Origin of the sequence: Kribbella sp. NBC_00359, from assembly GCF_036097425.1 — a bacterium.
GTDB lineage: Bacteria > Actinomycetota > Actinomycetes > Propionibacteriales > Kribbellaceae > Kribbella.
Window position 1 is genome coordinate 7,401,374 of sequence record NZ_CP107975.1, and the last position, 14,288, is coordinate 7,415,661.

General features: G+C 69.3%; 13 protein-coding genes. 8 read left to right on the forward strand and 5 right to left on the reverse strand.

Annotation, left to right across the window (positions count from 1 at the left end; all coding sequences use genetic code 11):
- Positions 1–86: 86 nt before the first annotated feature.
- The 3 genes from OG876_RS35965 to OG876_RS35975 all read left to right on the forward strand — a co-directional run bounded on the left by OG876_RS35965 (position 87) and on the right by OG876_RS35975 (position 3,705).
- Positions 87–1,103, forward strand: coding sequence for a hydroxyacid dehydrogenase (locus OG876_RS35965; protein ID WP_328521170.1), 1,017 nt, complete (start codon positions 87–89; stop codon positions 1,101–1,103).
- 115 nt (positions 1,104–1,218) lie between these two features.
- Positions 1,219–3,126, forward strand: a complete 1,908-nt coding sequence (locus OG876_RS35970; protein ID WP_328521171.1) for a DUF2264 domain-containing protein — start codon at positions 1,219–1,221, stop codon at positions 3,124–3,126.
- 51 nt (positions 3,127–3,177) lie between these two features.
- Positions 3,178–3,705, forward strand: a complete 528-nt coding sequence (locus OG876_RS35975; protein ID WP_328521172.1) for a ferritin — start codon at positions 3,178–3,180, stop codon at positions 3,703–3,705.
- 4 nt (positions 3,706–3,709) lie between these two features.
- On the opposite strand, the gene OG876_RS35980 is transcribed toward OG876_RS35975, so the two are convergent.
- Entirely contained in the window at positions 3,710–5,593 is a 1,884-nt protein-coding gene (locus OG876_RS35980; RefSeq protein ID WP_328521173.1) for a DUF2207 domain-containing protein, read from the reverse strand.
- A 145-nt stretch (positions 5,594–5,738) separates the two neighbouring features.
- On the opposite strand from OG876_RS35980, the gene OG876_RS35985 reads away from it, so the two are divergent.
- On the forward strand, positions 5,739–7,871 hold the full coding sequence (locus OG876_RS35985) for an elongation factor G-like protein EF-G2 (protein WP_328521174.1): 2,133 nt from the start codon (positions 5,739–5,741) through the stop codon (positions 7,869–7,871).
- A 15-nt stretch (positions 7,872–7,886) separates the two neighbouring features.
- Here the strand turns inward: OG876_RS35985 and OG876_RS35990 are convergent, their stop codons facing one another.
- From OG876_RS35990 to OG876_RS36000, 3 genes are read right to left on the reverse strand one after another with little or no spacing between them, the layout of a single operon-like run.
- Positions 7,887–9,146, reverse strand: a complete 1,260-nt coding sequence (locus tag OG876_RS35990; RefSeq protein ID WP_328521175.1) for a tetratricopeptide repeat protein — start codon at positions 9,144–9,146, stop codon at positions 7,887–7,889.
- On the reverse strand, positions 9,147–10,022 hold the full coding sequence (locus OG876_RS35995) for a tetratricopeptide repeat protein (protein ID WP_328521176.1): 876 nt from the start codon (positions 10,020–10,022) through the stop codon (positions 9,147–9,149). It lies immediately after the preceding gene.
- Positions 10,019–10,468 carry a hypothetical protein gene (locus OG876_RS36000; RefSeq protein WP_328521177.1) on the reverse strand — a complete coding sequence of 150 codons (450 nt, stop codon included), beginning with the start codon at positions 10,466–10,468 and terminating at the stop codon, positions 10,019–10,021. Before OG876_RS36000 ends, OG876_RS35995 begins: the two co-directional genes overlap by 4 nt.
- Before the next feature lie 109 nt (positions 10,469–10,577).
- Between OG876_RS36000 and OG876_RS36005 the strand changes: the two genes are divergently transcribed.
- From OG876_RS36005 to OG876_RS36020, 4 genes are read left to right on the forward strand one after another with little or no spacing between them, the layout of a single operon-like run.
- Positions 10,578–10,982 carry an HIT family protein gene (locus tag OG876_RS36005; protein ID WP_328521178.1) on the forward strand — a complete coding sequence of 135 codons (405 nt, stop codon included), beginning with the start codon at positions 10,578–10,580 and terminating at the stop codon, positions 10,980–10,982.
- Between the two features lie 59 nt (positions 10,983–11,041).
- Positions 11,042–12,268: an MFS transporter gene (locus OG876_RS36010; protein WP_328521179.1), complete on the forward strand. Its 1,227-nt coding sequence runs from the start codon at positions 11,042–11,044 to the stop codon at positions 12,266–12,268.
- A gap of 4 nt (positions 12,269–12,272) precedes the next feature.
- Complete coding sequence (locus OG876_RS36015; RefSeq protein WP_328521180.1) at positions 12,273–12,893, forward strand: RNA polymerase sigma factor; 621 nt, start codon at positions 12,273–12,275, stop codon at positions 12,891–12,893.
- Positions 12,890–13,123, forward strand: coding sequence for an anti-sigma factor family protein (locus OG876_RS36020; RefSeq protein ID WP_328521181.1), 234 nt, complete (start codon positions 12,890–12,892; stop codon positions 13,121–13,123). Before OG876_RS36015 ends, OG876_RS36020 begins: the two co-directional genes overlap by 4 nt.
- Here the strand turns inward: OG876_RS36020 and OG876_RS36025 are convergent.
- Positions 13,098–14,258, reverse strand: a complete 1,161-nt coding sequence (locus tag OG876_RS36025; protein ID WP_328521182.1) for an epoxide hydrolase family protein — start codon at positions 14,256–14,258, stop codon at positions 13,098–13,100. The genes OG876_RS36020 and OG876_RS36025 overlap by 26 nt on opposite strands.
- Between the last annotated feature and the right edge of the window lie 30 nt (positions 14,259–14,288).

Sequence of the window (14,288 nt, forward strand, 5' to 3'; positions counted from 1 at the left end):
CATTCCGACCGTCCGGAACTTTCAGCATCTTCCAAGATTCGGCACTCGGGAAGACACCTTGGAAAGCGCTTGCTAAGTTGGCTGTCGTGAGCAGCGAACCAGACTCCGCCCTGACCGTCATGCTGGCGATGAGCGACGCGAGCCGGGAGCGTGTCCTGATCCCGCGCGTCCGGCAGCGCCTGCAGGCGGCCGCGACCGTCCTCCCCGTCGGTCCCGGGACCAGCTTCCTGGCCGACCCGGCGATCCGCGCCGCGCTGCCGGAGGTCGACGTACTGCTCACCGGCTGGGGCTGCCCGCGGATCGGGCCCGAGGTGCTCGACGCGGCGCCGAAGCTGCAAGCGATCCTGCACGCGGCCGGCTCGGTGAAGGCGATCGTCGACCCGGCCGCGTTCGACCGCGGGATCCAGGTGTCGTCAGCGGCGACCGCGAACGCGCTGCCGGTGGCCGAGTTCACCGTCGCCGCGATCGTGCTCGCCGGGAAGCGGGCGTTCCGGCTGGCCGCGCAGTACCGGATCGAGCGGCGGAAGGCGGACCCGCACGGGATGCCGGGCAACTACGGTACGACGGTCGGCCTGCTCGGCGCGTCGCGGATCGCCAGGATGGTGACCGAGCGGCTGCGCGGGTTCGACCTGCAGGTGCTGATCAGCGATCCGTACCTGACCGCGGCCGAGGCGGCCGAGCTCGGCGCGGAGCTGGTCGACAACGACACGCTCTTCCGTCGGAGTGAGATCCTCAGCGTGCACGCACCGCTGATCCCGGAGACCGTCGGCCTGGTCGACGCCCGCCTGCTCGGCCTGCTCGGGGACGGTTCGGTCCTGATCAACACCGCCCGCGGCAAGATCGTCGACGCCGAAGCCCTGGTCCGCGAATGCGTATCCGGCCGGATCGACGCCGTCCTCGATGTGACCGATCCCGAGCCGCTGCCGCCGGACTCGCCACTGCTCGACCTGCCGAACGTCTTCGTCACCCCGCACGTCGCCGGTGCCGTCGGCAACGAAATCGCCCGCCTCGGCGAACTCGCCGTCAGCGAGCTCGAACGCCTCGCCACCGGCCGGCCACTACTGCACGCCATCAGCCCCACCGAACTTGGAAGGCTCGCATGACAGTGCTTTTGGCCGCGCCTCCGGCGCGGCGGTCATGGGGCTTTAACTCCCGGTCTTCCCTCGTCGCTCCAGTCGCTTCGCTCCCTCCACTCCTCAGTCCAGACCGGGAGGCCCCATGACACGCCTAGTACTGCCTGATACCGATCGTGTTCTGTCCCGCCAGACGGGGTGGAGTCGCGCGCACTGGGAGGCGTTGGCGGATCACTTGCTTGATTCGCTGGTGCCGTACTTCTCCCCCGGCGCGTCGCTGATCGCATTGCCTGGGCGGCCGAGTCGATCGGGTACGGCGTCTGACGCGTTGGAAGGGTTTGCGCGGTCGTTCATGCTGGCCGCCTTCCGGATTGCCGGCGTGCGGGGCAAGGGCTGCGAGGAGCTGATCGAGCGGTACGCGCGGGGTGTCGCGAACGGAGCGAATCCGGACCACCCCGAGGCGTGGCTGCGGCTCACCCCGCGCTCCCAGCAGATGGTCGAGGCGGCGGCGATCGCGGTCGCCCTGCACGAGACGCGGGAGTGGATCTGGGACCGGCTCGACAACCGAGCGCAGGAACACGTCGCGGAGTGGCTGGGTGGCTTCAACGGGTCGACCACGCACGACAACAACTGGCGGCTGTTCCAGGTCGTGAGTGAGCAGTTCCTCGCGTCGGTCGGAGCGCCGTACTCGCAGGAGGACATCGACGGCGGGCTGGACCGGATCGAGGACTGGTACGTCGGCGACGGCTGGTACTCCGACGGCGACGGGCAGAACTTCGACAACTACATCGGCTGGGCCATGCACCTCTACCCGGCGCTGTGGACCCGGATGGCGGCTGCCACGCCGGGTGCGGCGTACGAGGACCGGTTGAAGCTGTATCGCGAGCGGTTGAGCCTGTTCCTGGAAGACGCGGTGCATCTGGTCGGCAACGACGGCGCACCGATCTACCAGGGCCGCTCACTGACCTACCGGATGGCCGCTGCGACGCCGTACTGGATGGGAGCGCTGCTGGACGCCACTCCCCTGTCGCCCGGACAGACGCGGCGGCTGTGCTCGGGGATCGCACGGCACTTCGTGCAGCACGGTGTGCCGGATGAGCGTGGTCTGCTGACGCTGGGGTGGTATGACACATTCCTGCCGACGACACAGCAGTACTCCGGGCCTGGCTCGCCGTACTGGGCGTCGAAGGGGTTCATCGGGCTGGTGCTGCCGCCGGACCACCCGGTGTGGACGGATCCTGAGGACTCGATCCCGCTGGACGACGCGGATCAGGTACGGGCGATGCCGGCGCCGGGGTGGATCGTGCACGCGAGCCGGCACGACCAGATCGTGCAACTGGTCAACCATGGCGCCGACCACGCGCCGGTCGCCGAGCCCGAGGGTGTGGAGCCGGAGGGCGACCCGCACTACAACCGGTTGGCGTACGCGAACCACGCCGGGCCGGAGCTGTCCGACCACGCGCCGCACATCGACAACCTGATCTCGCTGGTCGACGCGGATGGCCGGTCGAGCTCGCGTGGGCGGATCCGGCGAATCGCGGTCAGTGGGCGTACGGCGTCCTCGTGGCACAAGGCGTGGCTCGGCTCGGACGGACCGTGGCGGATCGAGACCGCGTCGGTCGTCCACGATGGCTGGGAGATCCGGTGTGCACTCGTCGAAGGACCGGCCGGGTCGATGGTGCGCAGCGGCGGCTTCGCGGTCGCCGGCGAGTCCTTGCCTGAGGCAACCGCTGGAGCACGGACGGCGTCGGCGCGGAACGACGACGGCTTGCTGTCCGCGGTGGTCGGACTGCACGGGTACGACGAGGCCGGTGTGCACCGGGGTCTGGGGGCGAACCCGTTCGGTGTGCACTCGGCGACGCCGTACCTGACGGCTCCGCACCACGGCGATCCGCTGGTGCTGGTGAGCGCCGTACTGCTGATCCGGGATGCGCTCCGGCCGGAAGCGCTTGCCGAGGGCATCGATGTCGCGGTGGACGGGACGACGGTCCGGATCAGCCTGCCCGGCGGCGACACCGAGGTGGCCGAACTGGGACGGAATCGAGCCGGTTAGGGGAGGCTCCCCAACGATGTGGAATCCGGTCGTGCCCACTAGATTGACGGGATGAGCACGTACGAAAAACTTCTGCACGAACAGATCCGTAACGAATTCACGGCGTCCCAGCAGTACACGGCGGTGGCTGTCTGGTACGACGATCAGGACCTGCCGCAGCTGGCCGGGCACTTCTACAAGCAGGCGCTGGAAGAACGCAACCACGCGATGATGATGGTGCAATACCTGCTGGACAAGGACATCCGGCCGCAGATCCCGTCGGTCGGCGAGGTTGAGTCGGACTTCAAGACCGCGCTCGAGCCGCTGGAGCTCGCGCTGGCGCAGGAGATCACCGTCACCAAGCAGATCGAGACGCTGGCCCGGACCGCGCGGGACGAGAGCGACTACGTCGGCGAGCAGTTCATGCAGTGGTTCCTCAAGGAACAGGTCGAGGAGGTCGCCGCGATGAAGACGCTGGTCAACGTCGCGAAGCGGGCCGGTGACAACCTGTTCCACCTCGAGGACTTCCTGGCCCGCGAGGTGGTCGGCGACTCAGGCAACGACCCGACCGCGCCCCCGGCTGCCGGTGGCGCGGTCTGAGTTCCTACCAGCTGCCGCCGCCTCCACCGCCCCCCCCGCCGCCGCCGGAGGAGCCGCCGCTGAAGCCGGAGGAGCTGCCGCCGCCTCCGCCGCTGCTGGCCGGAGCCGGCGGCGGGTCGAAGCTGTGGGCGAGGGTGGAGCCGACCAGGCCGGCGGTCCAGCCGGAGGTGTAGTACGACGGGCCGCTGTACCAGTACGGGTCAGGAGTCAGACGGCCGGCGGCGACCAGTTGCTCGCAGACCTTCTGCCAGCGGTCCGCCAGCTCGAACGCGATCGCCCACGGGAGGTACTTGCTGAAGATGTCCTCCCCCTCCTCGAACCGCAGCTGATCGGCCTCCGCGGTGGCCAGGTACTTCCGGAACCCGATCAGCTGGTCCGCGACCGCCCGGCCGGCCGGGTTCCGCTGCCCCTTGCCGCGCTTCGCGATCCAGATGCCGACGGCAACGAGTACGGCGACCACCGGGATCCCGATCACGACGGCGCGCCCGAGCCCACCGGTCGCCGCACCAGTGATCGTCCCGGCCAGCCCGGCCCCGAACACCCAGATCGCAATCATCCCCATGCACGCGCAGCCGAAGCCGTTCTTGAACACCGAGCCGCCGCCCGCCCGCGGCATCCGCAGATACCACCCACGCTGCTTCACCTGATCCCGCAGCGCCGCGATCATCCCGTCGTGCGCCTGTTGCATCGTGTGGTCACCCACCTTGCCGCGGCGCAACTTGATCTCCGACCCCGGCTGCAGCGACGGGAACAGTCCCGACATCAGCACCTGCTCGTGCGGCGCCGTCGCAACCGCTGGGTTCAGCAGCACGGCCTTCTGCTTCTTCCCCGTGCTCTCGATCCGTATGCCGCCACGCACCGCCATGTCGATCAGCGTTGCGGCTGTCTCCGTGGTGGTCGCCTTCGCGTCGATCAGCAGGCCGCCCTCGGCCACCGGGATCCGCGGCGGCGCGAACGCGACCGGGATCTGGTCCTCGGTCAGGTCGTCCTTCACGGGCTCGGCCGCGACTCCGCTCGGTGGGAACGTGCCCGGCGGCATCCCCGCGAACCGCTGATCCTTGTTCCCGTTCCGCGAGTACAGCACCGCCGCGGCGATCGCGGCCAGGCTCACCGCGGCCGAGCCCGCCAGCGCGGGCCAGGTCACGCCGTTCCGCTCCATCCAGCTCGGCGGGTCGACCACGATCGGCGCGTCGTTGCTGACCACGCCGGCCTTGATCCCGGCGACGATGGTCATCTGCTCGCCCGGAGCGAGGTTGGCAGCGCCGAAGATCCCCTTGCCGTCGCTCACGGTGTTCACACAGTTCTGCGTCGAGCCGGCGGTCCCCCGGAAACACTGGGTCTGCTGCACACCTTCCGGCACAGTGACGCTCACGTCGACCCGCTTGAGCTCGGCGTCCCAGGCCGATCCGGTCGCGTCCCAGTAGAGCTCGCTGTGGTCCCCGAAATGCCGGAGCGCGCCGCGGACGTCGTACGTGATCACGTACGTCGCGTCGTACCCGGAGATCGTCTTGTTCGCCGAGCCGATCTTGATCCGCATCGTCTCGTACCGGCCCTGGTTGGACGACGTCGTCTCGGTGCTGAACTCGCTGGACACGCCCGGGCTCGCGGACACCTTGACGTTCGAGACTTCGTACTTCTGGTCCTTCGAATCGTCGTCCTTGTACGGCTCCCGGGTCACCAGGTCGCGGTAGATGCCGTGCCGGCCGGTGCTTCCGAAGGTGTAGGCGATGGTCTCCTTCACCTGCAGCACGCCGTCAGGGGTCACGGTGTAGTCGATCGTGAAGTTCTTCACCTCGTCGCCACTGGCGGCCGACGCGGGAAGCGCGAAGCCGGCCAAGGCCAGCGCCGTGACGAGCATGGCGATCGCGGTGAGAAGTGCCCTACGCATGCTGTGACAGTACCGACGGCGGGGGTCCGCCGGTGGGAGGCGGCCCGCCGGGGGCAGCGGCTGACGGGTCAGGCGAATCCGGAACGTGAAGACTCTTGTGCGAAGTGGCCGTTGGGGGAATGGTGGGTGGACCAGGAGGAACGTCATGGCAGACAAGGCGAACACTTCCCAAGGCACCGGAGCCGCGCCCGCTGTGGACAGCCCGGACGCCATCCGCAACGTGGTGCTCGTCGGCCCGTCCGGAGCCGGCAAGACCACTCTCGTCGAGGCCTTGCTGGTGGCCTCCGGCGTCCTGAACAGACCCGGCACCGTCCTGGACGGAACCACGGTGTGCGACTTCGACGACGCCGAGGTCCGGCAGCAGCGCTCGGTGGGCCTGTCGCTCGCCTCGCTGCCGCACGACGGCGTCAAGGTGAACCTGATCGACACCCCCGGGTACGCCGATTTCGTCGGCGAACTGCGGGCCGGACTCCGCGCCGCCGACTGCGCGCTGTTCGTGATCTCGGCGAGCGAGGGCGTCGACGAGCCGACCAAGGCGCTGTGGCAGGAGTGCGACCAGGTCGGGATGCCGCGGGCCGTCGTGGTCACCAAACTCGACCATGCCCGCGCCAACTACCAGAACGCGCTGGCCACCGCGCAGGCCGCGTTCGGCGACAAGGTGCTGCCGCTCTACCTGCCCGCTGGTGACGGGCTGATCGGGCTGCTCTCCCAGACGTACTACGGCTACGCCGGGGGCAAACGTTCGACCTCGGCCCCGGAGTCGTCGTACGACGACCAGATCGAGGAACTGCGCGGCACCCTGATCGAGGGCATCATCGAGGAGTCCGAGGACGAGTCTCTGATGGATCGGTACCTCGAGGGCGAGGAGATCGACCAGAAGGTGCTGATCGACGACCTCGAGCGGGCCGTCGCACGCGGCTCGTTCTTCCCGGTCATCCCGGTCTGCAGCGCGTCCGGGGTCGGCACGTTCGAGCTGCTCGAGGTCGCGACCAGCGGGTTCCCGTCGCCGCTCGAGCACACGCTGCCCGAGGTGTTCAGCCCACACGGTGTGGCGCGCAAGGGCCTGACCTGCGACCCGGACGGGCCACTGCTGGCCGAGGTGGTGAAGACGACGTCGGATCCGTACGTCGGCAGGGTCAGCCTGGTGCGGGTGTTCTCCGGCACCATCAGGCCCGACACGACGGTTCACGTGTCGGGCCATTTCACGTCCTTCTTCGGTGAGCAGAACTCGCACACCGATCACGACGAGGACGAGCGGATCGGCACGCTGTCGTTCCCGCTGGGCAAGGTCCAGCGGCCGGCGGCGGCCGTGGTCGCGGGCGATCTGTGCGCGATCGGGCGGCTGACCAGGGCGGAGACCGGCGACACGCTGTCCGACAAGGCTGATCCACTGCTGCTCAAGCCGTGGACGATGCCCGAGCCGTTGCTGCCGATCGCCGTCCAGGCGCACGCGAAGACCGACGAGGACAAGCTGAGTGGCGGGTTGCAGCGGCTGGCGGCCGAGGACCCGACGCTCCGCATCGAGCAGAACCCGGAGACCCACCAGATCGTGCTCTGGTGCATGGGTGAGGCCCACTCCGACGTCGTGCTCGACGCGTTGGCCAACCGGTACGGCGTGACCGTGGACACCGTGGAGTTGCGGGTGCCACTGCGGGAGACGTTCGGCGGGAAGGCGAAGGGCCACGGGCGGCACGTCAAGCAGTCCGGTGGCCACGGCCAGTACGCCGTCTGCGACATCGAGGTGGAGCCGCTGCCGCAGGGGTCCGACTTCGAGTTCGTCGACAAGGTGGTCGGCGGCGCGGTGCCGCGGCAGTTCATCCCGAGCGTCGAGAAGGGCGTCCGGGCGCAGATGGAGAAGGGGGTCCACGCCGGGTATCCGATGGTGAACATCCGGGTCACGCTGCTGGACGGGAAGTCGCACAGCGTCGACTCGTCCGACATGGCGTTCCAGATGGCCGGCGGGCTGGCCTTGCGCGAGGCCGCGGCCGCGACCAAGGTGAACCTGCTGGAGCCCGTGGATCTGGTGTCGGTGCTGGTGCCGGACGACCTGGTCGGCACGGTGATGAGCGATCTGTCCGGCCGGCGCGGGCGGCTGCTCGGGACCGACAAGGTCGGCGACGACCGGACGCTCGTGAAGGCCGAGGTTCCGCAGGTGGAGATCACCCGCTACACGATCGACCTGCGGTCGCTGTCACATGGCTCGGCCTCGTTCAGCCGGCAGTTCTCCCGGTACGAGCCGATGCCGGAGTCGGCAGCGGCGAAGGTGAAGGCGACCTGACGACTGTGAGCCGGCTCAGCCCTTGGTGTCGCGGCTGAGCCGGCGGCGGACGTCGCGGGACTTCAGGTACGCCGCGACGTCGTCGTACCGCTCGCTCTGGTTGGCGAACTCGATGTACGAGCGGACGCGGTGCAGCCAGTCGAGTGTCGACGGCTTGATCGCGGGCAGCGCCTCGGTCAGGTGCCGCATCGCGAGCGGCGGCTCGCCACCGCCGGCCAGCGCCTCGTCGATCACCCGGTCGACGCCGCGCTCGATCAGCGCGCGCAGGTCCGCGCCGCTGAACATCGGCGTCTGACCGGCGAGCGCCTTCAGATCCAGTCCGTCGGCCGGCACGTCCTTCACCAGCACGGACAGGATGTCGGCCCGCGCGGGCTCGTCCGGCGGCGGCACGAAGATCACCCGGTCGAACCGGCCGGGACGCAACATCGCCTCGTCCACGTCCCAGGGCGCGTTGGTCGCGGCGAGGACGAGCAGGCCCTCGTTCTCGGAGCCGATCGCGTCGAGCTCCTGGAGGAGTACGTCGACCAGCCGGCGGGCCTCGGATCCGCCGTGCTTGTGCCGGGCGAAGGCCAGTGCGTCGAGCTCGTCGAGGAACAGGACGCACGGCGCGTTCGCGCGCGCACGCTCGAAGGCCTCGTGCAGGTTGCGCTCGGACACGCCGAGGTACGGGTCCATCACGTCCTCGATCCGGACGTTGACGAACGGGAGACCGCACTCCCCCGCGGTCGCCCGCGCCAGCAACGTCTTCCCGCAGCCAGGCGGGCCGTAGAGCATCACGCCGCCGCCCGACTTGCGCCCGTACTTCTCGTACAGCTCCGGGCGGCTCAGCGGCAGGATGACCATCCGGTGAATGACCCGCTTGATCTCCTCCATGCCCCCGACCTGGTCGAAGGTGGTGGTCTCCTTCGGCGTCTCCACGTCGTACGGCGTCTCTGCCTCGGGACCGACCTTGATCCGCACCCCGCTGCGCTCCGCGATCATCCCGTCGACGAGCTGCTGCAGCCGACCGGTCCCCTCGACCACGCCCTGCAGGCGGGCCGCCTCGAGCAGGCTCCGCAGCAGCGCAAGCCGCCCGTTCGCCGCCGCCAGCTCGCCGACCGGCACGAACTGATCGTCCGGAAGCCCTTGCTGATCGAGGAGTACGACGTACTGGTCGAGCGCCTCGTCGGTGTCACCGGCAGTCACCAGCGACTCGGCCAGGACGAGCCGCAGCAGGACGTCGTCCGGGTTGGCCTCGACCGCCTTCCGCAACGCGACAATCCGATCGTTGGTCATTCAGGCTCCCCACTTTCTGTTGAGCCAGCGGCGGACGAGGGGTGGGACCACCCAGGAGTACACGCAGAAGCCCAGCCAGATCATCGCGAACGCGAACGACAGCGGACCCAGGCCGGCGATCCGGAGACCGTAGATGATCGCAACCGCGCCGATCCAGACGACCAGCGGGTTGAGCCGCGCGAACGGCCGCAGCGGCAGCATCAACGGATGGTTGATCAGCTTGGCCTGACGAGCAGCAGCACGCAGATCCGCGTCGCCCGGCTGGGCCGCTGCCGCGGAGGCGAGCGAGGTGTACCCGGATCGCGAGTCGCCGGTGAGCATCGACGCCGTACCGTGCAGGGCCCGTGCGTTCGGGTCCTCGGGGTCGTGGGACAGGGCGTCGGTGCTGTGGCGGTGCATGTCGCGGTCGTTGCCGAGGGCGAACGCGACCTGCGCGCGGGCGGCGGAGACGGCGGCGCTCTCGGGAGCGTGCGAGGCGGCGCGCTCGACGAGAGCGCTCGCCTTCTCGGCCTGGCCGGCGGCGAGGCAGACGCGGGCGTAGCCGATCAGGAGGTCGGGGTCGTTCGGGTCCAGGCTCAGGCCCTGGAGGAAGGCGGCCTCGGCTTCGGGGAGGCGGCCCTCGGAACGCAACGAGGAGCCCATGACCTGGAGTAGCTGCGGGAAGGGGCCGTGCTGGGCCAGGCCCTCGCGGAGTACGTCGATGGCCTCGGCGTTCCGGTCGAGGGTGTGCAGAGCGGCGCCGCGGAACAGGTACGCGCGGTAGTCGAGGGCCGCGCCACCCGTCAGGCCCTGGAGCTCGTCCAGGGTGCGCTCGGGGTGGCCGATCTGGAGCCAGTGGCCGGCCATCCGGAGGCGGGCCTCAGTCGGTTCGTTCACAACACCCTCGCAGCGACGAGCAGGATCAGGGCTTCGGCGATCGCGCCGCCGATCGTGGCCGCGATGCCCGGCCACCAGAGCGAGCCGTAGTCGGTGCCGCGGAGTTGGAACGCGCGGTCCATCGGGCGCTGGACCCGGAGCTGGGCGAGGCAGGTGAGGATGGCCACGACGCGGATGCCGACGCCGAAACCGGACGCGAGGTCGTCGTCGCCGTTCAGCAGGGTGAAGACCGCGATCACGGCCACGAGGCCGCCGGCGCCGATGAGCACGATGAGGCGGCGCTTGGCCGCATCCACGCCGAGGCGGCGGGCGTTCAGCGAGGCGATGATCGTCGAGCCGACCACGCCGCCGAAGAAGGCGACGTACGCCTGCGACATCAGCCGCCACGGACGCACCGACATGTCCACACCGGCGCCGATCGTCGGGCGCAACAGTTCGTCCGGCATGGGGCTCCTCGGCGGGCAGGGTTCGGCTCGCGCAGTGTATAACCTGGGCCGAATCCTCCCCCCGTTTCCTCCTGGCCGGCACCGACGTGGCGGGCACTAGCCTGGTGCGATGAGCGAGAACTGTCTGTTCTGCGGGATCGTGGCCGGCACCATTCCGTCGACGCGGGTGGCCGAGACCGACCGGGCGATCGCCTTCATGGACATCAATCCCGCGACGGCCGGGCACCTGCTGGTGATCCCGCGAGCGCACTCGACCGACCTGCGGACGGCCGACGCCGAGGATCTGACCGCGGCGACCCTGCTCGCGCAGTCGCTGGTCGGCCGGGTGATCGAGCGCCTGGACGCCGACGGCGCCAACCTCCTCAGCTGCATCGGGGCGGCCGCGTGGCAGTCCGTCTTCCACACCCACCTGCACGTCATACCCCGCTACCAGGACGACCCGCTCCGACTCCCGTGGCACCCGACCCCGGGCGACTTCGACCAGATCAACGCCACCGCCGCGAAGCTGGTGTAACACTTCCCTACCCCCACGACACTGCAGGGCAGTCCGCACTAACCAGCCCTGGAGTTGTCATGCCGAACGCAGCAACCACAACCCGGTCAGACGAGGTCCTCGCGCTCCGCGCTGGGGTGGCTGTGCGGCTGAGGCCCCTCTGGGTTGCCGCCTTCCTGCAAGGGGTGGGCTTCTGGGTGCCGGTCGAGAAGCTGTTCATGACCGGCATCGGGTTCGATGCGGCATCCATCGGGCTGATGGCCGCCGCGTACGCCGCGATGACACCACTGGCCGAGGTCGTGTCCGGCGTACTTGCGGACCGGTGGTCGCGGCGCGGGGTACTCATGGTGGCGGGCGTCGCGTTGGCGGTGAGCGTCTTCATCGGTGCGGTGAGCCAGAACGTGGCGACGTACATCGTGGCGGCGCTCATCCTCGGGATCTACTTCGCGATGTACTCCGGAACCGTCGAGGCGATCGTGTACGACGTCGTGCTCGAGGAGACCGGTGACAGCGCGGAGTACGAGCGCCGGATCGGCCGGGTCCGCTTCGTCGAGAGCGTCGCCCTCGTAGGCAGCGCCCTCGCAGGCGGCTGGATCGCCGCAGCCCTCTCGCCCCGAGCGACCTACTTCCTCACCCTGCCGTTCGCACTCCTCTACCTCGTCGCCCTGACCCGGCTGCGTGAACCCAAGCTGCACCAGACCGCCGAGCGCACCCCGCTCCGGGACCACCTCCGAGTCACCTACCGCGCGATCACCGACCGCGGCCGGCTGATCCCGATCGCGGCAGCGACGGTGATGGCCGCGATGATCCTGCAGGCGATGTTCGAGTTCGGGCCGCTGTGGTTGATCACGCTGAAGACCGAGGCCGGGTACTACGGCCCGTTCTGGGCGCTCCTGGTCGGCACGCTCGGCATCGGCGGCCTGCTCGCGAACCGGATCCACCTCGAGCGACCGCTCCCGCTCGCGGCCGTCGTACTGACGATGCTCGCGGCGTGCGTGACGATGACCACGAGCCGCAGCCTGGCCGCGCTGACGGCCGCGATGACCGCGCTGACCTTCCTGCTCGTGGTGATCGGCATCCACCTCAGTCGCCTGCTGCACGACGCCGTACCGTCGACGATCCGGACCGGTGTGGCGTCCGGGATCAGTGCGGTCTCGTGGATGCTGTTCACGCCGTTCGCGCTCGTATTCGGTGCCGTGAGCAAGCATGCCGGGGTGTACGTGTCCGGCTGGATGATCACCGCTGCGGTCGCGCTCGGCGGGGCCGCGCTGGTCTGGGTTCAGCGGCATGCTGACGCACTACGCTGAGCCGATGACGGACGACGCCCTCCTGGAGCGGTTGCGCGCCCGGGACGAGGACGCGTTCGGGGTGCTCCTGGACGGATGGTCCGGCGGGATGCTACGGCTGGCCCGGTCGTTCGTGTCGACCGAGGAATCGGCCGCGGACGTCGTCCAGGAGACGTGGCTCGCGGTGATCGAGGGCATCGACCGGTTCGAAGGCCGGTCGTCGCTGAAGACCTGGGTCTACCGGATCCTCACCAACACGGCCAAGCGGCGCGGCGTCCGCGAGCACAAGGTCGTCCCGATGAGCAGCGTCGACGACAGCGGCCCGACCGTGGACCCGAGCCGCTTCCGGCCGGCGGACGATCCCTTCCCCGGTCACTGGTGGGACTTCCCGCCGGCCTGGCCGTCCCCCGAGCAAGGCCTGCTCACCACGGAGGTCCGCAGCCACCTCACCGAGGCCCTGGCCGAACTCCCCGAGCGCCAGCGCCTGGTCGTCGTACTGCGAGACATCGAGGGCTGCCCGTACGACGAGGTCTGTGAACTGCTCGGGATCACGCCGGCCAACCAGCGGGTCTTGTTGCACCGGGCGCGCGCATTCCTGCGCGGCAAACTGGAGGAGTACTACCGACGGGAAGGTGATGACTCATGAGCGACCTCGAGTGCCGTGAGTTCGTCGAGCAGGTCACGGCGTTCCTCGAGGGCGCCCTGAGCACCGAAGCCGAGCAGGACTTCGTCGACCACCTCCCCCTGTGCGACGGCTGCGAGCGCTACCTCGACCAGATCCGCCAGACGTCGCGGGCCCTCACCGATCTCCCCGCCGACGCACTGCCGGCTGACGCCCGCAGCGCACTCCTCAACGCGTTCCGCGATCGCCGCTGATCGACGCGAAGAAGTCGCGCAGGTCCTGCAGCAACAGGTCGGGGGCGTCCTGTGTTGCCCAGTGGCTGCCGCGGTCGAACTCGTGCCAGGACACGATGTTCGCGTGGTCGCGCTCGGCGAAGCGCCGGAGCGGCCGGAAGTCGAAGGCGAAGCTGGCGAGCCCGGTCGGCGCGGTGGTCGGCTCCTTCGGGTGCTCGGCGTGCTTGTCCTCGAAGTAGAAGCGGGCCGAGGACGCACCGGTGTTCGTCAGCCAGTAGATGGTCGCGTTGGTCAGCACGTGCTCGTCGCTGCACCCGCTGAGCAACTGCGCTACCCACGCCAACTGACCGGTCGGCGAGTCGGCCAGCGCGTGGGCGACGTTCTGCGGCGACTGCTCCTGGAGCTTCGCGTACGCTCCCAGGTTATCGTTGAAGTACTGCAGGAACTGCAGGTACCCCGCTTCCTCCTCGGTCAGGTTCTCCAGCTCGGCCGGGTCCCCGCTCGGGAACGAGAACAACTGCGTCACGTGCACGCCGATCACATGCTCGGGATCGACCCGCCCCACCTCCGGGGACACGTACGAACCACCGTCGTTGCCGTGGGCGCCGTACCGCTCGTACCCGAGCCGGCGCATCAGCTCGGCCCAGGCGGCCGCGGTGCGGTACCGGTTCCAGCCCTTCTCGTGGGTCGGGCCGGAGAAGCCGAACCCGGGGATCGACGGGATGACCAGGTGAAACGCCTGCTCCCCGTTGGCCGGCGCGGTCAGCGGTTCGATCAGGTCGACGTACTCGAGGACCGTGTTCGGCCAGCCGTGCGTCAGGATCAGCGGGATCGCGTCCGGATCGGCCGAGCGGACGTGCAGGAAGTGGATCGTCTGGCCGTCGATCTCGGTCACGAACTGCGGATAGGAGTTCAGCCGCTCCTCCCACTTCCGCCAGTCGTACGTCGTCAGCCACTGCTCGACGAGCCGCTGGACGTACGCCAGCGGTACGCCGTACTCCCACTCGGGCGGGAGCGGTCCGGTCTGTACTGCGTTCGTGGTGTCGAGCTCGAGTTCGTTGGCCCAGCGGGTCCGGGTCAACCGATCGCGGAGGTCGTCCAGGTCGGCCTGCGGGATGTCGATGCGGAAGGGCTGGATCTCGGTGTTGTTCGTCATGCTTCAACGCTAGGAGTCCATTAGGCGGGT